This is a genomic window from Streptomyces sp. NPDC059851, from assembly GCF_042732005.1.
Classification (GTDB): domain Bacteria; phylum Actinomycetota; class Actinomycetes; order Streptomycetales; family Streptomycetaceae; genus Streptomyces.
Map to the genome: position 1 here is coordinate 12,476 of NZ_JBHWJJ010000028.1, position 19,740 is coordinate 32,215.

A 19,740-nucleotide genomic window follows, 5' to 3' on the forward strand; every position below is an offset into this window, starting at 1 on the left:
CCTGTGAATGTCTGCTCGATGGGGGAGGGTTGACGGGTGCGCAGATTCTGGGTGATCGGCGGGATCGGCTTCGGGGTGTGCCTGTGCTTCGTCGCGCTCCTCTTGGTCGGCACGTATTCGGCGGCCGCCGGCATCGCGGCCGGCGGCGGGGGCCGTGCCCTGGGCCTGACCAAGGGGGCGGTGCCGGCGAAGTACCAGGCGTTGGTGCAGAAGTGGGGCGTGCTGTGCCCCACCCTCTCCCCGGCCATCCTGGCGGCGCAGCTGTACTCGGAGAGCGGCTGGAACCCCACGATCGTCAGCCCGGCCGATGCCCGCGGCATCGCCCAGTTCATCCCCGGTACGTGGGCGACGCACGGCATCGACGGGGACGGTGACGGCGACCGCGACATCTGGGACCCCAATGATGCGATCCCGTCCGCGGCTTCGTACGACTGTACGCTCGCCAAGGACGTGAAGAACGTCCCCGGGGACCCCGTCGGCAACATGCTCGCGGCCTACAACGCAGGCCCGGGCGCGGTGCTCAAGCACCAGGGCGTACCCCCGTACCGCGAGACGCAGGGCTACGTGAAGGCCATCACGACCCTCGCCAAGAGCTTCGAGAAGCCGGTCGGGCGCGTCGCGCCCTCCCAGCAGGCGGCCGGGGCCATCTACTTCGCGCAGAAGCAGCTGGGGACCCCGTACCTGTGGGGCGGCAACGGGACGCCCGACCAGGACGGGCGGTTCGACTGCTCGGGGCTGACCAAGGCGGCGTACGAGTCGGTGGGGATCACGCTGCCGCGCGTCGCGAACGACCAGTACAACGCCGGACCCCATCCGTCGAGGAACGAGCTGCTCCCCGGTGACCTGGTGTTCTTCTCCGACGATCTGACGAACTCGCGGGAGATCCGGCACGTCGGGCTCTACGTGGGCGGCGGTTACATGATCAATGCCCCGTACACCGGCGCGGTGATCCGCTTCGACAAGATCGACACGCCCGACTACTTCGGTGCGACCAGGGTCACCAGGGACGGCGCCGAGGCGCTTCCGGACCGCACTGCCGGGGCCACAGCGCCCTGATGACGCCGAGTCAGGCCATGGCCCTGAGCTGCGGTGACGCATCACTCTTGGATAACGTTGCCGTGATCATTCGGTGGAGAGTGGAACCGCGCTGACAGAACGGGCGTTCCATGAGCACGGGGATGGATCACAAGGGGGGGTTCGCGGGGCGCACACACGGGTGCGCCCGAAGGGAACCGAACAAGGGCAAGGTGCCGCATCGCCATGGCTGCACTCGCAACCGGTGGGCCGAACGTGGATGTCAGCCTGCTGTACGACATCAACGCATTGGCCCGGCATGCCCCGGCGGGCGTCGACCGGGCGGTCGCCCTCGTCGGCGACTACGGCATTCCCCTGGCCCTGGTGCTCCTCGTGCTGTGGTGCTGGTGCGGTGCGCGCCGGCAGGACGAGGCCTCGGCCGCGGAGTCGTTCGCGGCACTGGTGTGGGCGCCCCTCGCGGCCGCCCTCGCCCTGGTCGCGAACGTTCCGCTGCGCCGGCTGGTCGCCCGCCCCCGTCCCTTCGACGAGCACAGTGGGCTGCAGGTGATCGAACCGGCGTTCGGCCTGCACGGCTACTCCTTCGTCAGTGACCACGCCACCCTCGCCATGGCCCTGGGCGTCGGCCTCTTCCTGGTGCGCCGCAAGTTCGGTCTCATCGGGATCGGCCTGGCCCTCGTCGAGGGCGTCTGCCGCGTCTACTTGGGCGTCCACTACCCGACCGACGTCATCGGCGGCTACGCCCTCGGCACCGCCGTCGTCCTCGTCCTCGCCCCGCTCGCGATGGCGCTGCTGACCCCGGTGGTGCGCGCGGTGGCCCGTTCCCCGCGGCTGGGCCGGCTGGTCCGAGCCGGACACCGGGCCCGCCCCTGCCCCGTGGACCTCGCGGACCGGGAGGCGGCGGACGCCGGTACCCGCGACAAGGACCTCGCCGCCTGAGGGTTGGGGCGGGTGCGGCGGGTGCGGCGGGTGCGGCGGGTGCGGCGGGTGCGGCGCGGCCCGCGGCCCGCACGGGGTCGCCCCGCCCGCCACCACGGCTCAGGGGTGGCCGTAGGCGTCCCGTACGGAGATCAGGACCGCAGCCAGTAGGCACAGCGCCGCCACCCCGAAGCACACCAGCACCGCCGTCGGCCGGGGCCTGGGCCGCGGCGTCACGGGTCACCGCCCTCGGCCCGCGCGCCGGCATCCGACGCCGCGTCACGGCGGTAGCGGGCGCGCAGCCACAGGCCGGTGGCGAAGGCCGCGGCACCGGTCAGCCCGAGGGCCAGGGCCACATCGGCGGGACCGTCCGCGGTGCCCGTCGGCCGGGCCGTGCCCGTCGGCCGGGCCCAGGCCGCGGCGGCCGGGGTGAGCGCGATGAGCAGGGCGCAGAGGAGGGCGGCGAGGCGGGGTGCGGATCTTGGCATGCCTCCAGCGCATCCGCACGCGGGCGGCACGGCCAGCCGGGAGCGTCCGAACGGACGACGCAACGGCCGGCGGCGGGCCCGGGCAGCATCCCCCGGCGGCTATTCCTATTCCGTGCCGTGCCCGGCCGCGTCCTTGCGGGCCAGGTCCCGGGAGCGGCGGGCGGGTCCCTTCCAACCGCAGGTGCACACGGCCAGACAGAACGCGCCGCGCTCGATGGTGTCGGTGGTGTGGGTGTGTGGGTGGGTGTCGCCGGCGGGGGGTCGGACCTCCTCCGCCGGGCGGGGCAGCGCAACGCCGTCGGGCCGGGCGAAGGGTGACGCCTTGGTATGCGGATCCACGCCACCAAGGTACCGGGGGCCGGGAACGGTCGGGAGCCCGGCGGCCCGTGCGGCGGGCCGTGACGGGAAACCGCGGACCTCGTTATCCGGAGCGGGTGGGGGCCTCGGTCGATCAGCGGTAATGCGTTGGGGGTTGGCAGGCGATGGTGGTGCACCAGCACGAGCGGCGGCGCGGGCGGGCGGGCGAGGCGGTGCTCGCCGTCGGCATGGCCGCGACCCTCGCCGCGATGAGCGGCTGCGGCGGCGCCGCCTCCGCGGGCGACGACCGGCCCCCCGCCGACCCGGCGGCCACGGTCCGCGCTGCCGCGGACGCGCTGGCCAGGACGGGCAGTGCCCGGGCCCGTACGGCGATGGAGATGGCCAGCGGCGGCACCCGGGTCACCATCCGTGGAGAGGGCGGCGTCGACTTCAAGAACCGGATGGGCCAGCTCCTGGTCATGCTCCCGGCCGACGCCGCCGGTAAGGAGGAGCACCGGCCCATCACCGAGCTGCTCGTGCCGGGCGCCCTGTACATGAAGAACCGGGGCGCGGGCGTGCCCGCCGACAAGTGGGTCCGGGTCGACACCACCGCCCTCGCCGACGGGAACCTGGTCACCGGCGGGGCGACGGACCCGCAGGCCGCGGCCGAGCTGCTGCGCGGTGCGCAGGAGGTCCGGTACGTGGGCGAGACCGAGCTGGCCGGGGAGAAGGTGCGGCACTACCAGGGGACCACCGACATCGGGCGGGCCGCGCAAAGCGCCTCCCCTGCGGTCAAGGGAGCCCTGGAGGCCGCGGCGAAAGGGTTCAGCAAGGACACCGTGCCGTTCGACGCCTACCTCGACGAGCAAGGGCGGCTGCGGAAGGTCCGGCACCGCTTCACCTACGTCAACAATGGCGTGATCGATGTCTCCTCGACCACGCTGCTCTACGGGTTCGGGACCCCGGTGACCGTCGTATTGCCCGCAAGCAGGGACATTTACGCCGGGAAGATCGCCGACTAGTCGGGCGGACGGTCCCGGGGCGGCGCGATCGGGCCATGGCGGGGTATCCGGAAATGGTCCATCCGTGTCATGCGCACAGCGCCCCGCCCTCCCTACGCTGGGGGACCGCAGGCCCACGTCCCCGTCCGATGGCGGCAGATTGAGGTGACACGCGTGACTCCCGCTGGCGGTACGACGGTGCAGGACAACGTGGCGCTCGCCGAGATCGAGCTGTGCGGCGAGCTGATCATCGCGGCCTCCGCGGCGGCCGAGGAGCGGCTCAGCCAGGACCGGATCGACGAGGTCCTGATGGGCCTCGCCCGGTAGCCGGGCCCGCTCCGGCCGGGAACCCGGCGCCCGCCCTCGCTGCCCGGCCCCGCCCTCGCTACCCGGCCCTGCTGGCCCCGTCCCGGCCCGGACCGGCTGGTCGGAAGGGGCGTGATCCTCCGGCTGCGCGCGCCGGCTGCCGCTCCGCCTCGCCTCCGTACGTCCCCGTACGCCCGGGGGCGCACCCCGCGCGGTCAGGTCCGCAGGAGCCGCGCGATCGCCTTCGTCGCCTCCTCCACCTTGGCGTCGATCTCCGCCCCGCCCTTGACGGCCGCGTCGGCCACGCAGTGCCGCAGGTGCTCCTCCAGTAGCTGGAGCGCGAAGGACTGCAGGGCCTTCGTGCTCGCCGAGACCTGGGTGAGTATGTCGATGCAGTACACGTCCTCGTCGACGAGTCGCTGGAGGCCCCGGATCTGCCCCTCGATCCGGCGCAACCGCTTGAGGTGCTCGTCCTTCTGGTGGTGATACCCGTGCACCGCAGCGCCGGGGGCCGTACCGGTGGCGACGCCGGCTCCGGAGCCTTCCGCCTCGATGGCCGTCATGGGTCCTCCCGTGGTCCGGAACGAGGGGGATATACCCCCAATGGGTATAGGGTAGCGGGCCGTGCCCGGCCGGGCAGGGGGTTCGCGGTCCCCACTGTGCCTGATGGAGGACACGGATGAATGGCCGGTTAGCCGTGGCCGGGGTATACGCCTAGCATCAGCCTGACCAATCCGATGCACCCCGAGGACCCCACGTGCGATTTCGTCTGACCCCCAGGGAGACGAGCTTCTACGACATGTTCGCCGCATCCGCGGACAACATCGTCACGGGCTCGAAGCTCCTGATGGAACTGCTCGGAGCGGACCCCTCCGCCCGGGCCGAGATCGCGGAGCGGATGCGTGCGGCCGAGCACGCGGGGGACGACGCCACCCACGCGATCTTCCACCAGCTGAACTCCTCCTTCATCACGCCGTTCGACCGGGAGGACATCTACGCCCTCGCCTCGTCGCTCGACGACATCATGGACTTCATGGAGGAGGCCGTCGACCTGGTGGTCCTCTACAACATCGAAGAGCTCCCCAGGGGCGTGGAGCAGCAGATCGAGGTGCTGGCGCGGGCGGCCGACCTGACCGCCGAGGCGATGCCGCACCTGCGCACGATGGACAACCTGACCGAGTACTGGATCGAGGTCAACCGCCTCGAGAACCAGGCCGACCAGATCCACCGCAAGCTGCTCGCCCAGCTCTTCAACGGCAACTACGACGCCATCGAGGTGCTGAAGCTCAAGCAGATCGTCGACGTGCTCGAAGAGGCCGCCGACGCGTTCGAGCACGTGGCGAACACGGTGGAGACCATCGCGGTCAAGGAGTCCTGAACCCCGTGGACACCTTCGCTCTGATCGTGACCATCGGTGTCGCGCTCGGTTTCACGTACACCAACGGTTTCCACGACTCGGCGAACGCGATCGCGACCTCGGTCTCGACCCGGGCGCTGACGCCGCGCGCCGCCCTCGCGATGGCCGCGGTGATGAACCTCGCCGGCGCCTTCCTGGGCAGCGGCGTGGCCAAGACCGTCAGCGAGGGGCTCATCGAGACCCCGACGGGCAAGACGGGGATGTGGATCCTCTTCGCCGCGCTGGTCGGGGCCATCGTCTGGAACCTGATCACCTGGTACTTCGGCCTGCCGTCCTCCTCCTCGCACGCCCTGTTCGGCGGCATGGTGGGCGCGGCACTGGCCGGCGGGATCGGGGTCATCTGGTCGGGCGTCGTGGACAAGGTCGTCATTCCGATGTTCCTGTCCCCGCTCGTCGGCCTGCTCGTCGGCTACCTGGTCATGGTCGTGATCATGTGGCTGTTCCGCCGGTCCAACCCGCACAAGGCCAAGCGCGGCTTCCGCATCGCGCAGACCGTCTCGGCGGCCGGCATGGCCCTCGGCCACGGTCTGCAGGACGCCCAGAAGACCATGGGCATCGTGGTGATGGCGCTGGTCATCGCCGACATCGAGGAGCCCGGCGCCCCGATCCCGACATGGGTCAAGGTGGCGTGCGCGGTGATGCTCTCGCTCGGTACGTACGCGGGCGGCTGGCGCATCATGCGCACGCTCGGCCGCAAGATCATCGAGTTGGACCCGCCGCAGGGCTTCGCCGCCGAGACCACGGGCGCGTCGATCATGTACACGGCCTCCTACATGTTCCACGCGCCGATCTCCACCACCCACGTGATCACCTCCGCGATCATGGGTGTGGGAGCGACCAAGCGGGTCAACGCGGTCCGCTGGGGCGTCGCCAAGAACATCATCCTGGGCTGGTTCATCACCATGCCGGCCGCGGCCCTCGTCGCCGCGCTGTGCTTCTGGACCGTGAACCTGGCCGTCGGATAGCCGTACGGGCCCGCGGGCCGCGGCGGCAGCACGAAAATCGGGCCGGCTCCCCCCACCCAGGGGGAGCCGGCCCTTCGCCTTGCGGTGGCACCGCCATGCAGCACCGCAGGACGTCCGTGCGGCAGAGCCGCGGTCCGTGGATCAGCCGAAGCGGCCCGAGATGTAGTCCTCGGTCGCCTGGACGGACGGGTTGGAGAAGATGCGGTCCGTGTCGTCGATCTCGATGAGCTTGCCGGGCTGGCCGACCGCCGCGAGGTTGAAGAACGCGGTGCGGTCCGAGACGCGGGCGGCCTGCTGCATGTTGTGCGTCACGATGACGATCGTGAAGCGCTCCTTCAGCTCGCCGATCAGGTCCTCGATGGCGAGGGTGGAGATCGGGTCGAGGGCCGAGCAGGGCTCGTCCATCAGCAGGACCTGGGGCTCGACCGCGATGGCGCGGGCGATGCACAGGCGCTGCTGCTGACCGCCGGAGAGGCCGGAGCCCGGCTTGTTCAGGCGGTCCTTGACCTCGTTCCACAGGTTGGCGCCCTTGAGGGACCGCTCGACGATGTCCGGCAGGTCGGACTTCTTGTGCTTGCCGTTCAGGCGCAGGCCCGCCGCCACGTTGTCGAAGATCGACATGGTGGGGAAGGGGTTCGGGCGCTGGAAGACCATGCCGACCGTGCGGCGGACCGCGACCGGGTCCACGCCGGGGCCGTACAGGTTCTGGTCGTCCAGGAGCACCTTGCCCTCGACGCGGCCGCCGGGGGTGACCTCGTGCATGCGGTTGAGGGTGCGCAGGAAGGTGGACTTGCCGCAGCCGGACGGGCCGATGAAGGCGGTCACGGAGCGGGGCTCGACGGTCATCGAGATGTCGTCGATGGCCTTGTGGGTGCCGTAGAAGGCGGAGAGGCCGCTGACGTCGATTCGCTTGGCCATGAGGGTCACTTCGCTTTCGTGTGGTCGCGTCAGCGACCGGTCTTCGGGGCCTTCCAGCGGGCGATGCCGCGGGCCACCAGATTGAGGATCATGACGAAGGCGATCAGGACGAGCGCTGCGGCCCATGCCCGGTCGTAGGAGGCGTCACTGCCGACCTTGTACTGCTCCCAGATGTAGAGGGGGAGCGAGGACTGAGCACCTTCGAAGGGGTTCCCGTTGATCAGCTGGGAGCCGAAGACCAGCAGCATGATCGGGGCGGTCTCGCCGGCGATGCGCGCGACGGCCAGCATCAGGCCGGTGGCGATGCCGCCGATGGCGGTGGGGAGGACCACCTTGAGGATCACGCGCCACTTCGGCACGCCGAGGGCGAGGGCGGCCTCGCGCAGCTCGTTCGGGACGAGCTTGAGCATCTCCTCGGTGGAGCGGACCACGACGGGCATCATCAGGATCGACAGGGCCATCGCGCCGGCGAAGCCGGAGGGGCCGAAGCCGAGCATCAGGTTCCAGGTCGTCAGGATGAACAGGCCCGCGACGATGGACGGGATGCCGGTCATGACGTCGACGAAGAACGTGACGGCCTTGGCGAGCTTGCCCTTGCCGTACTCGACCAGGTAGACGGCGGTCAGCAGGCCGATCGGGGCGGCGATCAGGGTGGCCAGCGCGATCTGCTCGATGGTGCCGAGGAGGGCGTGGTAGACGCCGCCACCGGCCTCGAAACTGGTCACGCCGTTCATCGAGTGGCTGAGGAAGTTGCCGTCGAGGACCTTCAGGCCGCGGCTGACGGTGGTCCAGATCAGCGACAGCAGCGGGACGACCGCGAGCAGGAAGCAGAGCCAGACGGCAGAGGTCGCCACGCGGTCCGTGGCCTGGCGGCGGTTCTCGATGACAGCGCTGGCGCCGTAGGTGATGCCGACGAACAGCAGGGCCGCGATCAGGCCCCACTGGATCTTGCTCTGGAGGTCGAAGGCGAGGCCGATGCCGGAGCCGAGGACGGCGGAGAGCACCGCGATGCCGGCGGGAGCCCAGCGGGGCAGGCCGCCCCGGGTGAGGCCACTGGGGGAGGGGGACCGGTCGGCCCGGGTGGGGCGGTCCTGGATTGCGTGGCTCATCAGGCGTTCGCCCCCGAGTACTCCTTGCGGCGCGCGATGATCATGCGTGCGGCGCCGTTGACCAGCAGGGTGAGGAGGAAGAGGACGAGACCGGAGGCGATCAGCGCGTCCCGGCCGAACTCGTTGGCCTCGTCGAACTTCGCGGCGATGTTCTGGGCGAACGTGCCACCACCCGGGTTCAGGATGTGCCCCGAGATCAGGAAGCTCGGGGAGAGGACGGTGGCCACGGCCATCGTCTCGCCGAGCGCGCGACCGAGGCCGAGCATGGAGGCGGAGATGACGCCGGAGCGGCCGAAGGGCAGCACCGACATGCGGATGACCTCCCAGCGGGTCGCGCCGAGGGCCAGGGCGGCCTCCTCGTTCATGCGCGGGACCTGGAGGAAGACCTCGCGGCTGACACTGGTCACGATCGGCAGGATCATGATCGCGAGCAGGATGCCGACGGTGAAGAGGGAGCGGGCCACGCCGACCTGGGTCTTGTCGAAGACGTAGGTCCAGCCCATGTACTCGTCCAGCCAGAGGTTCAGGCCGCCCAGGTAGGGGACGAGGAACAGGGCGCCCCAGATGCCGTAGATGATCGACGGCACGGCAGCCAGCAGGTCGATCACGTAGGCGAGGGGGCCGGCGAGCTTCCGCGGCGCGTAGTGCGAGATGAACAGGGCGATGCCGACGGCGATCGGAACCGCGATGAGCATCGCGATGATCGAGCTGACGACAGTGCCGAAGAGCAGGACGGCGATGCCGAAGACAGGAGGGTTCGCCGACGCGTTCCAGTCGAAGGTGGTGAGGAAGTTGCCCTCGTTCTTCGACAGCGCGATCGAGGCGCGGTAGGTGAGGAAGGCGGCGATCGACGCCATGATCACGAGGAGCAGGACGCCGGAGCCCTTGGAGAGCCCCGAGAAGATCTTGTCACCGGCGTGGCCGGTGGACTTCCCGTTCGCGGAGACAGGCGGAGGCGTGTCTATGTGGGTGGGTGTGGTGGTAGCCATGGTCTTTCCGGTCTGGATGGGGGGCGGGCCCCCTGGCGGCGGTGCACCGGATTCCCCCGCGGGGCGGGGGAGGGGCCCCGACGCCGGGCGGGTGGTGGACCCGCCCGGCGGTCCGGGGCTCAGGGGTTCAGGACAGCGAGTTGATGACCTCGCGGACCTTGGTGTTGATCTCGGCCGGGATCGGGGCGTAGCCGTTGTCGGAAAGGATCTTCTGGCCGGCGTCGGAGGCGGCGTAGCCGAGGAAGGACTTCACGGTCGGCAGGGTCTCGGCCTTGTTGCCCTTGTCGCAGACGACCTCGTAGGTGACCAGGACGATCGGGTAGGCGCCCTCGGCCTTGGTCGCGTAGTCGAGCTTCAGCGCCAGGTCGGAGCCGGTGCCGGCGACCTTGGCGGCGGCGATGGCCTTGGAGGCGCTGTCGGCGGAGGCCTTGACCGGGGCCGAGGCGCCGGTGTTGATGTCGACGGTCTTGATGTTCTGCGAGCTGGCGTAGGAGAGCTCGAAGTAGCCGATCGCGCCGTCGACGGTCTTCACCTGGGAGGCGACACCGGAGGAGTTGGACGCGCCCTGGCCGCCGGGGGCCGGCCACTTCTTGGAGGCTTCGTAGGTCCAGGCGTCAGGGGCGGCGGCCTTCAGGTACTTGCCGAGGTTCTCGGTGGTGCCGGAGTCCTCGGAACGGTGGAAGGCCTGGATCGCGGTGGACGGCAGGTTGACGCCGGGGTTCAGCTTCTTGATCGCCTCGTCGTCCCACTTCTTGATCTTGTCGTTGAAGATGTTCGCGAGGGTGGGGGCGTCGAGCGCCAGCTTGTCGACGCCGGCGACGTTGAAGCCGATGGCGATCGGGCCGCCGACCATCGGCAGGTTGATGCCCTGGCCGCCGGTGCAGATCTTCTTCGACTCCTCGACCTGCTCGGGCTTCAGCGCGGAGTCCGAGCCGGCGAAGCCGACGCTGCCCTGGTTGAAGGCGACGATGCCCTCACCGGAGGAGGAGGACTTGTAGTTGACCTCGACGCCCTGGCAGGCGGCCATGTAGTTCTTGACCCACAGGTCCACGGCGTTCTTCTGCGCCGAGGAGCCGGAGGCGAGCAGCTTGCCCTTGGCGTCCCCGCACTTGATGTCGCCGGCCGCGACGGACGGCTTGCCGCTGGCGCCGCCGTTGTTGGTGTTGTCGTCCGAGCCGCACGCCGTGAGGACCAGGGCGCCGGACACGACAAGCGCGCCGAGGGCGGAGGCACGAAGCATGTTCTTGCGCTGAAGCTTCACTTTTCGGGTGTTCCTTCCAGAAGCCGCCGGCCGCTTTCGGTAGTCGGGGCGGCGTGCGAAGAGGACATCGTCAGGGAGAGGTAACCGCAAGATCCGGCCAGCGGCGCGCTCTGTACGCCATCGAAATTAGGCAGAACAGGTGAAGCGATCGACGGGGGAAGGTGAACGACGGGTGAACCTCGACGGACGGCCGGGTGCGGTCCGCGGGGGCGGTGCGACGGGCGGTCCGGACCGTCCCGGGTGCCGTCCGGACGCCGGCGCGGGACCGGTCCGGGGGTCGTGGGCCTGTCCGCCGGACCGGTGGGGGAGGGGCTTCGGTGCCGTGTGCGCCGCGGGCTCGTCCCTGGCTCGGGGCGTGGGTCGAGGGGGTGCCGGGCTACGGAACCGCAGGGAACCGGTGAACCGGAATGCGGTCCCCTGCGGGGCGCGGCCGTGGGCGGGGCCGGTGACGGGAGCGCTGCTGCCGGCCGTGCCGGCGGCGGGCTCGGGGCCGCACGGCCCAGCGGGCGGGGCGGCCGGCGGGCGGGGCGACCAGCGGTCATTCGAATTCTTGTGTGATCGGACTCGGCGATATTCGCCGGGCGGTGACGCGTCCGCCGGGCGGAAACCCGGGCCGGGCGCCGCGGAACGCTCGGGGTGGACGGGGCTCTCGACGCGGGGGAGGGCGGTCGGGCGCAACTGGCCGGAATTCGACGGTGCTGGTCCTGTGGGCGGTGTGCGCGTGGTGCCGGGCGCGCCGGCTCGGGCCGCCGGGACCTGCCGCAGCCGTACGTGGTCGTACGTGGTCGTACGTGGCGGCAGGTCGCCGGCGGAGGAGGCCGCCATGGGCGCCGCCGGCCCGGAGCCGTCCGGGCGGGCGGGGCAGCATCAGGTGGCGGTCGCGGCGACCGGGTTCCAGAGGGAGTGGAAGGCGAGGCGGGCCGACTCGACCTCGTGGCGCTGGTCGGCGTGGAGGACCCCCAGGGCGTACGCGGTCGCCGGGGCGATGCGCGGGGTGCGGGCGGCGGCGGCCGACGCGGCGGCCGCCTCGGCGGCGTCGCGGTGCCGGTCCAGGGCTTCGCCGGCCGCGGCCAGGCGGGCCACGTCCTCGCCGAGGACCTCCCGGGCGTAGCGGTGGATCCGCAGCAGGCGGCCCACCTCGTGCCAGACGCCGTCGTGGTCGGGCAGGTACGGGTGGACCTGCGCGGCGGCGGGGAGTGCGGCGACGGCCGCGGTGAGCCGGGTCCGCGTCACCTCCGCCAGCGGGACCAGGACGTCCCCGACCCGCCCCCGGGCGGCGATCACGTCCAGCGGCACCTCGGAGGCCAGGACGGCCACCGCGTCGGCCACCGCGTGGAACCGGGACGAGCCCAGCGCGTGCAACGTCGCGGAGTGGGCCCGGGTCCGGGCCAGGGTGAGTTGCCGTTCCAGCAGCGCGGCGGCCCGCGCCGAGCCGACGGTCAGGGCGCCCGGGGTACCGCGCGGGGCGGGCACCTCCGGCGAGCCCGACAGGTGGTGCAGCGCCTCCAGCAACCGGGTCAGCCGGGCGGCGTACGCGTGCTCGTCGGCCAGCGTCGAGGCCAGCCAGGCCAGCTCGCCGCGCAGCCCGTCGGCCCAGGACGCGTCGGTGACCGCCCGGAAGGTCGCCAGGGATCCGCTGATCCGGCGCGCAGCCCCCCGCAGGCTGCGCGCCGCGTCGGCACCGTCCGCGGCGTCGGCCCCGCACTCCTCGTGCAGCCTGAGGCCGCGCAGGAAGGCGGTGGCCTGGGCCCGCAGGTACGCGCCGAGCACGTCCCCCGCGGAGCCCTCGCCGCTCACGTTCGCTGTCAGGTCATGGTTTGGCAGAGCCACGCCGGCGCCTCCGGGCGTCTATGAGCATCTCCTGTACGTGCCGCAGCGGCTGGCCGTCGTGGTCGGTGCTGTGCCGGGTCCATTCGCCGTCCGGGCCCAGGTGCCAGGAGGAGGTGGAGTCGGACATGCCCGTCTCCAGCAGCCGGTCCAGCGCCGCCCGGTGGGCCGCGTCGGTGACCCGCACCAGTGCCTCGATGCGGCGGTCGAGGTTGCGGTGCATCATGTCGGCGCTGCCGATCCACACCTCGGGTTCGCCGCCGTTGCCGAAGGCGAAGACCCGGGAGTGCTCCAGGAAGCGGCCGAGGACGGAGCGGACCCGGATGTTCTCCGACAGTCCGGGGACCTCGGGGCGCACGGCGCAGATGCCCCGGACCCAGATGTCGACGGGGACCCCGGCCCGGGAGGCCCGGTAGAGGGCGTCGATGAGGGCCTCGTCGACGACGGAGTTCATCTTGAGGCGCACGTACGCGGGGCGGCCGGCCCGGTGGTGGGCGGTCTCCTTGTCGATGCGGGCGATGAGCCCGTCGCGCAGCGAGCGCGGTGCGACGAGGAGGCGGCGGTAGGTCTCGCGGCGCGAGTAGCCGGACAGCCGGTTGAAGAGGTCGGAGAGGTCCGCGCCGACCTGCGGGTCGGCGGTGAGCAGGCCGAGGTCCTCGTACAGGCGGGCGGTCTTGGGGTGGTAGTTGCCCGTGCCGACGTGGGAGTAGCGGCGCAGCGTGTCGCCCTCCTGGCGGACGACGAGGGAGAGCTTGCAGTGGGTCTTGAGGCCCACCAGGCCGTACACGACGTGGCAGCCGGACTCCTCCAGCTTGCGCGCCCACTTGATGTTGGCCTGCTCGTCGAAGCGGGCCTTGATCTCGACGAGGACGAGGACCTGCTTGCCGGACTCGGCGGCGTCGATGAGCGCGTCCACGATGGGGGAGTCGCCGGAGGTCCGGTACAGGGTCTGCTTGATCGCGAGGACGTGCGGGTCGGCGGCGGCCTGCTCCAGGAAGGCTTGTACGGAGGTGGAGAACGAGTCGTACGGGTGGTGCAGGAGCACGTCGCGCTCGCGCAGCGCGGCGAATATGTCGGGTGCGGAGGCGGACTCGACCTCGGCGAGGTCCCGGTGGGTGCCGGCGACGAACTTCGGGAACTTGAGCTCGGGCCGGTCCAGCGAGGCGATGCCGAACAGGCCGGTCAGGTCCAGTGGACCGGGCAGCGGGTAGACCTCGGCGGCGGAGATCTTCAGCTCCTGGACCAGCAGGTCGAGGACGCCGGGGTCGATGGACTCCTCCACCTCCAGGCGGACCGGCGGGCCGAAGCGGCGCCGCATGAGCTCCTTCTCCAGGGCCTGCAGGAGGTTCTCGGCGTCGTCCTCCTCGACTTCGAGGTCCTCGTTGCGGGTGACCCGGAACATGTGGTGCGCGAGGACCTCCATGCCGGGGAAGAGTTCCTCCAGGTGCGCGGCGATGACGTCCTCCAGCGGGACGTAGCGCTGCGGGGAGGCCTCCAGGAAGCGCGACAGCAGCGGCGGCACCTTGACGCGGGCGAAGTGGCGGTGCCCGCTGACGGGGTTGCGCACGACGACGGCCAGGTTCAGGGAGAGGCCGGAGATGTACGGGAAGGGGTGCGCGGGGTCCACGGCCAGCGGCGTCAGCACCGGGAAGATCTGGTTGCGGAACAGGGTGAAGAGGCGGGCCTGCTCCTTCTCGGTGAGGTCGGGCCAGCGGATGAGGTGGACGCCCTCCTCGGCGAGCGCGGGGGCGATGTCGTGCTGGTAGCAGGCGGCGTGCCGGGCCATGAGCTCGCGCGAGCGCGTCCAGATGAGGTCCAGGACCTCGCGGGGCTGGAGGCCGGACGCCGAACGCGTGGCGACGCCGGTCGCGATGCGGCGCTTGAGGCCGGCGACGCGGACCATGAAGAACTCGTCGAGGTTGCTCGCGAAGATCGCCAGGAAGTTGGCGCGCTCCAGGAGCGGGGTGGTGGGGTCCTCGGCCAGCTCCAGGACCCGCTCGTTGAAGGCCAGCCAGCTGCGCTCGCGGTCCAGGAACCGCCCGGGCGGGAGCTCCTCGCCCTCCTTGTCGTCGTAGGAGTCCATGTCGGTGTCGATCTCGGGGGCGAGGTCGGCTTCGAGGCCGCTGGCGTGCGGGCGGTGCGCGGCGATGGAGCCGAGCCTGGCGCGCGCGGCGGGCGAGCCGGCAGGGGCCGCGGCGGAGGTGGACGACGTGTGCTGGGCGGGGACCTCGGCGGGTCCTGCGCTGGGCTGGTGGCTCATGACTCCATTGTTCCGCGCACGCGGCAGGACGGGCGCGTCGGAAGGGGCCGCGGTCAGTCGGAGTCGGGGCTGCATGCACGGAGAGTCGCAAGCGCGTCTTAAGGTCCGGTGAATGGCGTATGGCCTCCAGGCTCCGGATCGTGCACGAGTACGTCAGCTTCGCTCCGGAATGCACCCGTACGGGCCCCCGTGCGCCCGGGAGGCCCGTACGGGTGATGACGCTCAGCTCTCCGTTCGGTACATGAGGTCGACCTCGTGCGTGCTGAAGCCGAGGCCCTCGTAGACGGCGAGGGCCGCCGCGTTGTCGGCGTCGACGTACAGCATCGCGGTGGGCAGGCCGGCGGCGGCCAGGTGCTGGAGACCGACCGCGGTGAGGGCCTTGCCGAGGCCGCCGCCCTGGGCGCCGGGCCGGACGCCGAGCACGTAGACCTCGCCCAGCTGATCGTCGGCGTGGACCTTCGTCCAGTGGAAGCCGACGAGTTCCCCTTCCCGCTCTGCGAGGAAGAAGCCCTTCGGGTCGAACCAGGGCTGCGCCATGCGGTCGTCGAGGTCGCGCTGGGTCAGCGCGCCCTGCTCGGGGTGGTGGGCGAAGGCGGCCGCGTTGGCGGAGAGCCAGGCCGCGTCGTCCTGCCCGGGCACGAAGGTGCGGACGGTCACCCCGGCGGGCAGGACCGGCTCGGGCAGCGGGGGCGAGTCGGGGCCGAGCGGGCGGCGCAGCTGGCGCAGCTCGCGGAAGAGGGTGAGGCCGAGGACCTGGGCGAGGTGGCGGGCGGCGGACTTGCCGCCGTGCGCCCACACCCGGATCCGCTTGCCGGAGGCGGCGAGGAGGGCCGAGCCGAGGGCGCGGCCGTGGCCGCGGCCGCGCAGTGCGGGGTGCACGACGAGTTCGGCGGCGGGTGCCTCCACCGGGTCGGTGTCCTCCAGTTGGCCGTAGGCGGCGAGCCGCCCCTTCTCGGTGAGCAGGAAGTGCCGGATGCCCTCGCGGCGGCCGCCGCGCAGCTGGAGCCTGCCCTGCTCGGAGACGGCGCTGGTGCCGTCGGTGCGGGCTGCGTCCTCGAGCAGGGCGATGACGGCGTCGGCCTGTTCCTCCGTCAGTTCGTCGAGGGTCTGGATCTGGCGTCCCGGCTCCAGGGCCGCTGCTGCGTCGTCAGTCATGCTCCGAGCGTACGGCGGTCGGGCGTGCGGGCGGTGGTGTCCCGGCGAGGTCCCGCCGACAGATCGCGCGGGCGGGTCGGCGGACCGGCGCGAGGGCGGCGCAACGGCGGGCGGGCGGGCGGCGGGAGGGCCGGAGGGAGGAGAGGCGGCGGGGGTGGAGGGAGGAGCGGCGGCGGGGGTGCGGCGGGGGCGGAGGGAGGAGTGGCGGCGGGGGCGGGGAGTCCGTCGGTCCGCGTGTGACCAGCTCGATACGTCACCCCCCTGTCGGTGCTACGCGCGTTGACCGTAGGCTGCGCCCGACCTCCATGCTTTACCGCTGTTCATAAGGGGACAAAATGTCAGCGAGGCCACAACGGCACCGCCGAAACCGCCGGTTGACCCTCATCGCGGCGGCCGCCACGGCCGCTTCCGGTGCGCTGGTCGTCGCCGCTCTGCCGGCCGGTGCCGCGAGTGGCGGCGGCGCGGGCAAGAGCCGCACCGTCGACGTGCAGCTGCTGTCGTTCAACGACTTCCACGGCACCCTGGAGCCCCCGCAGGGCTCCTCCGGCACCGTGACCGAGCGTCAGCCTGACGGCACCACCAAGGCCATACCGGCCGGTGGCGTCGAATACCTGGCCACCAGCCTGCGCGAGGCCCGCAAGGGCCACGAGTACTCCATCACCGCCGCGGCCGGCGACATGATCGGCGGCAGCCCGATGCTGTCCGGTCTGTTCCACGACGAGCCGACCGTCGAGGCGCTGAACAAGCTGAAGCTGGACGTCTCCAGCGTCGGCAACCACGAGTTCGACGAGGGCAAGCAGGAGCTGCGCCGCATGGCGTACGGCGGCTGCCACCCGGTCGAGGGCTGCTTCGAGATGGGCAAGGAGTTCACCGGCTCCGAGTTCAAGTACCTCGCCGCGAACGTCGTGGACGAGAAGACCAAGCGTCCGATGATGTCGCCCACCTGGATCTGGAAGAAGGGGGACGTCAAGATCGGCTTCATCGGCGTCACCCTGGAGGGCACCCCGGACGTCGTGACGGCCGAGGGCGTCAAGGGCCTGAAGTTCGGCGACGAGGTCGAGACGATCAACAAGTACGCCGCCGAGCTGAACAAGCAGGGCGTGAAGTCGATCGTCGCCCTGATCCACGAGGGCGGCCTGCCGGCGAACGGCGCGTACAACTACGACTGCAACGTGCCGGGTGCCGGCGCCGGCATCTCCGGCGCGATCGTGGACATCGCGAAGAACGTGGACGCGAAGGTCGACGCGCTGGTCACCGGCCACACGCACCAGGCGTACGCCTGCAACATCCCGGACCCGGCGGGCAACCCGCGCGCCGTCACCTCGGCCGCCTCCCTGGGCCGCCTGTTCACCGAGACCACGCTGACGTACGACCGGCAGACCAAGGACATCGTCCGTACGCCGGTGGCCTCGCCGAAGCCGGTCAACAAGGTCGTCACCCGGGACGTGCCCAAGGCCCCCGACATGACCGAGCTGATCGACCGCTGGAAGGCGCTCGCCGCCCCGGTCGCGAACCGCCCGATGGGCTACATCTCGGCGGACATCCCGGGCCGCGGCCTGGACGCGCCGGAGAAGCCGCTCGGCGACCTGATCGCGGACGCGCAGCTGGAGGCCACGGCCCCGGCGGACAAGGGCGGCGCGCAGCTGGCCCTGATGAACCCGGGCGGCATCCGCTCCGATCTTGCCTACAAGGCCTCGGCCGAAGAGGGCGACGGCGTCGTCACGTACGGCGAGTCGTACACAATCCAGCCGTTCAACAACATGATGAACATCGTGGACCTGACCGGCGCGCAGCTGATCACCGCCCTGCAGCAGCAGGTCAGCGGCCCGGTCAACGGGGTGAACCCGAAGATCCTGCAGGTCTCGAAGGGCTTCACCTACACCCTGGACATGACGAAGTCGGGCGCGGACCGCGTCGTCGTGGACTCGGTGAAGCTGAACGGCGCGGCGATCGACCCCGCCAAGACCTACCGGGTCGCGATGAACGAGTTCCTCGCGGGCGGCGGTGACGGCTTCACCGTCCTGAAGGAGCACAAGAACAAGCTGGTGGGCGCGTCCGACCTGGACTGCTTCAACGCCCTGCTGGCGAAGTCCTCGGCGGCGAGCCCGATCGCCCCGCCGGCCGCGGACCGGATCACCGTCATCAAGTGAGCGACGCGGCTCCTGCCGCACCGCACGCCCGGAGGGGCGGTGGGCCCGTCCGGCCCGCCGCCCCTCCGGCGTTTTCCGGGTCGGTGCGGCGGCCCGTGCCCGGTGGCACCCCCGTGGTCACGGGGCACGGGTCGCCGCGGGGTCACAGGCCGGCCAGGAACTTCCTGACGGCCTCGTGGAAGCCCTGGGGGTCCTGGAACGGCAGGAAGTGCTCGGTGTCCAGGCCGACGTAGGCGGTGTGGGGGCGCCGGGCGGTCATGGCGTCGGCCTGCGCCTGCGGCAGGGCCTCGCTGCGCCGGCCGTGGACGAGGAGGGCGGGGCAGGTGGTGGCCAGCCAGGCGTCCCAGTTGTCGTGGGCGGCCGCGGCGATGGTGTCGAGGACGTCCTGCGGGTGGAACGGCAGCCGCCAGCCGCCGCCGGGCAGCGGGCGCAGCGCGGCCTCGTAGACCGGGCCCATCGCGCCGAGGGCGGCGAGGAGTTCCTCGCGGGTGCCGGCGGTGTACGGCAGGCCGGTCAGGAACGCGAACCGGTCGGTGCCGCCCGGCGCGATCTCGACGGGGCCCTCTGTGTTGACGAGGGCGCTGACCCGGTGGGGCTGACGGGCGGCGAGGTGGTAGGCGTTCATCGCGCCCAGCGAGAAGCCGATGACGGCGACGGAGTCGAGGCCGAGGTGGTCGAGGAGGGCGACCGCGTCGGACACGTAGCCCTCCCGGCTGTGCTCCGGGGCCCGGTCGGAGTCGCCGTGGCCCCGCTGGTCGGGGGCGATGACCCGCCACTCGTCGCCGAGCACTTCGGCGAGGCCGGTCCAGGCGGCGGCCTCGGACATGCCCCCGTGCAGGGCGAGCAGCGGGCGACCGGGGCCCCCGAAGTCCAGGTAGGACAGCGTGCGGTCGTCGATCTTCAGCGCGTGGCGCATGCGTGGACCCCCGTTCGTGCGGGGGCGGCGGGGTGCCGCCCCTTCGCTGTCTTCAGCCTGCCAGCGTTTGGGCAAGCGCGCAATACGATCGTCTTGGGCACATGCGCAAAATCGGTGCGCGGCTACCATCCCGACATGGGAAATCGCGAGGACCTGCTGGCCGGAGCGCGCCGCTGCCTGGAGGAGAAGGGCTATCTGCGCACCACGGTGCGCGACATCGCCGCGGCGTCGCAGGTGAGCATGGCCGCGATCGGTTACCACTTCGGCTCGCGCGAGGCGCTGCTCAACCAGGCGCTGTTCACCGCCATGGACGAATGGGCCGCCGGCGCCGGCCGGCTCGCCGGTGAGGGTGACACCGCCGAGGAGCGGTACGCCGACACCTGGGACCGCAAGATCCGGGACTTCTCCGAGATGCGCTGGCTGTGGCTCGCCTCGGTGGAGGCCTTCGTCCACGCGCAGTCCTCGCCCGAGCTGCTCGCCGTCCTCGCCGAGAGCCAGCGCAAGAACCGGCGGATGGTGGCCGCGGTGCTGCGCGGGGTCCCGACGGAGGAGGTCTCGGAGGAGGACGCCCGCAGCCTGGGCTCGCTGCACATCGCCCTGCTCAGCGGGGTGATGGTGCAGGCCCTGACCGATCCGGAAGGGGCGCCGACCGGGCACGGGCTCGCCCGGGGGCTGCGCGCCATGGTGGAGCTGCTCGACAGACCGGTGCCTACCGACGGGTAGTAAACCGC

General features: G+C 71.6%; 19 protein-coding genes. 8 read left to right on the forward strand and 11 right to left on the reverse strand.

The features are described from left to right. Positions 1-36: 36 nt before the first annotated feature. Both ACFV7Q_RS12765 and ACFV7Q_RS12770 read left to right on the forward strand, forming a co-directional pair. Positions 37-1,056, forward strand: a complete 1,020-nt coding sequence (locus ACFV7Q_RS12765; protein WP_385427468.1) for an NlpC/P60 family protein — start codon at positions 37-39, stop codon at positions 1,054-1,056. A gap of 204 nt (positions 1,057-1,260) precedes the next feature. Beyond that, complete coding sequence (locus ACFV7Q_RS12770; protein WP_385427470.1) at positions 1,261-1,971, forward strand: phosphatase PAP2 family protein; 711 nt, start codon at positions 1,261-1,263, stop codon at positions 1,969-1,971. Between the two features lie 212 nt (positions 1,972-2,183). On the opposite strand, the gene ACFV7Q_RS12775 is transcribed toward ACFV7Q_RS12770, so the two are convergent. Both ACFV7Q_RS12775 and ACFV7Q_RS12780 read right to left on the reverse strand, forming a co-directional pair. Next, positions 2,184-2,438, reverse strand: a complete 255-nt coding sequence (locus ACFV7Q_RS12775; RefSeq protein WP_385427473.1) for a hypothetical protein — start codon at positions 2,436-2,438, stop codon at positions 2,184-2,186. Positions 2,439-2,543: 105 nt separating this feature from the next. Next, entirely contained in the window at positions 2,544-2,777 is a 234-nt protein-coding gene (locus tag ACFV7Q_RS12780; RefSeq protein WP_385427475.1) for a hypothetical protein, read from the reverse strand. A gap of 143 nt (positions 2,778-2,920) precedes the next feature. On the opposite strand from ACFV7Q_RS12780, the gene ACFV7Q_RS12785 reads away from it, so the two are divergent. Both ACFV7Q_RS12785 and ACFV7Q_RS12790 read left to right on the forward strand, forming a co-directional pair. After that, on the forward strand, positions 2,921-3,757 hold the full coding sequence (locus ACFV7Q_RS12785) for a hypothetical protein (protein WP_385427477.1): 837 nt from the start codon (positions 2,921-2,923) through the stop codon (positions 3,755-3,757). A gap of 153 nt (positions 3,758-3,910) precedes the next feature. Next, complete coding sequence (locus ACFV7Q_RS12790; protein ID WP_385427623.1) at positions 3,911-4,063, forward strand: hypothetical protein; 153 nt, start codon at positions 3,911-3,913, stop codon at positions 4,061-4,063. Between the two features lie 194 nt (positions 4,064-4,257). Here the strand turns inward: ACFV7Q_RS12790 and ACFV7Q_RS12795 are convergent, their stop codons facing one another. Beyond that, complete coding sequence (locus ACFV7Q_RS12795) at positions 4,258-4,605, reverse strand: metal-sensitive transcriptional regulator (protein ID WP_385427480.1); 348 nt, start codon at positions 4,603-4,605, stop codon at positions 4,258-4,260. Positions 4,606-4,799: 194 nt separating this feature from the next. Here ACFV7Q_RS12795 and ACFV7Q_RS12800 point away from each other — a divergent pair, with 194 nt between their 5' ends. Together ACFV7Q_RS12800 and ACFV7Q_RS12805 are read left to right on the forward strand one after the other, a co-directional pair. Continuing rightward, the gene (locus ACFV7Q_RS12800) at positions 4,800-5,420 is read left to right on the forward strand and encodes a DUF47 domain-containing protein (protein WP_385427483.1); all 621 of its coding nucleotides are present in this window, start codon (positions 4,800-4,802) and stop codon (positions 5,418-5,420) included. Positions 5,421-5,425: 5 nt separating this feature from the next. Next, positions 5,426-6,424: an anion permease gene (locus tag ACFV7Q_RS12805; protein ID WP_385427486.1), complete on the forward strand. Its 999-nt coding sequence runs from the start codon at positions 5,426-5,428 to the stop codon at positions 6,422-6,424. Between the two features lie 141 nt (positions 6,425-6,565). Here ACFV7Q_RS12805 and pstB read toward each other — a convergent pair whose 3' ends face one another. From pstB to mshD, 7 genes are all read right to left on the reverse strand, one after another. After that, complete coding sequence (gene pstB, locus ACFV7Q_RS12810) at positions 6,566-7,342, reverse strand: phosphate ABC transporter ATP-binding protein PstB (protein WP_385427489.1); 777 nt, start codon at positions 7,340-7,342, stop codon at positions 6,566-6,568. A gap of 29 nt (positions 7,343-7,371) precedes the next feature. After that, on the reverse strand, positions 7,372-8,451 hold the full coding sequence (pstA, locus tag ACFV7Q_RS12815) for a phosphate ABC transporter permease PstA (RefSeq protein ID WP_385427492.1): 1,080 nt from the start codon (positions 8,449-8,451) through the stop codon (positions 7,372-7,374). Beyond that, positions 8,451-9,440, reverse strand: a complete 990-nt coding sequence (gene pstC / locus ACFV7Q_RS12820) for a phosphate ABC transporter permease subunit PstC (RefSeq protein WP_385427494.1) — start codon at positions 9,438-9,440, stop codon at positions 8,451-8,453. Before pstC ends, pstA begins: the two co-directional genes overlap by 1 nt. 127 nt (positions 9,441-9,567) lie before the next feature. Further along, positions 9,568-10,701, reverse strand: a complete 1,134-nt coding sequence (gene pstS / locus ACFV7Q_RS12825; RefSeq protein ID WP_385427496.1) for a phosphate ABC transporter substrate-binding protein PstS — start codon at positions 10,699-10,701, stop codon at positions 9,568-9,570. A gap of 867 nt (positions 10,702-11,568) precedes the next feature. Beyond that, positions 11,569-12,531 (reverse strand): CHAD domain-containing protein, encoded by a 963-nt coding sequence (locus ACFV7Q_RS12830; protein WP_385427499.1) that lies wholly within the window; start codon positions 12,529-12,531, stop codon positions 11,569-11,571. After that, positions 12,512-14,788, reverse strand: coding sequence for an RNA degradosome polyphosphate kinase (locus tag ACFV7Q_RS12835; RefSeq protein ID WP_385427502.1), 2,277 nt, complete (start codon positions 14,786-14,788; stop codon positions 12,512-12,514). The genes ACFV7Q_RS12830 and ACFV7Q_RS12835 overlap by 20 nt, the downstream gene beginning before the upstream one ends. A 222-nt stretch (positions 14,789-15,010) precedes the next feature. Next, complete coding sequence (gene mshD, locus ACFV7Q_RS12840; RefSeq protein WP_385427505.1) at positions 15,011-15,943, reverse strand: mycothiol synthase; 933 nt, start codon at positions 15,941-15,943, stop codon at positions 15,011-15,013. A gap of 335 nt (positions 15,944-16,278) precedes the next feature. Here mshD and ACFV7Q_RS12845 point away from each other — a divergent pair, with 335 nt between their 5' ends. Continuing rightward, entirely contained in the window at positions 16,279-18,093 is a 1,815-nt protein-coding gene (locus ACFV7Q_RS12845; protein WP_385427507.1) for a bifunctional metallophosphatase/5'-nucleotidase, read from the forward strand. Positions 18,094-18,235: 142 nt separating this feature from the next. Here ACFV7Q_RS12845 and ACFV7Q_RS12850 read toward each other — a convergent pair whose 3' ends face one another. Further along, complete coding sequence (locus ACFV7Q_RS12850) at positions 18,236-19,009, reverse strand: alpha/beta fold hydrolase (RefSeq protein WP_385427509.1); 774 nt, start codon at positions 19,007-19,009, stop codon at positions 18,236-18,238. 135 nt (positions 19,010-19,144) lie between these two features. Between ACFV7Q_RS12850 and ACFV7Q_RS12855 the strand changes: the two genes are divergently transcribed. Beyond that, positions 19,145-19,732, forward strand: a complete 588-nt coding sequence (locus tag ACFV7Q_RS12855; protein ID WP_385427512.1) for a TetR/AcrR family transcriptional regulator — start codon at positions 19,145-19,147, stop codon at positions 19,730-19,732. Positions 19,733-19,740 lie beyond the last annotated feature (8 nt).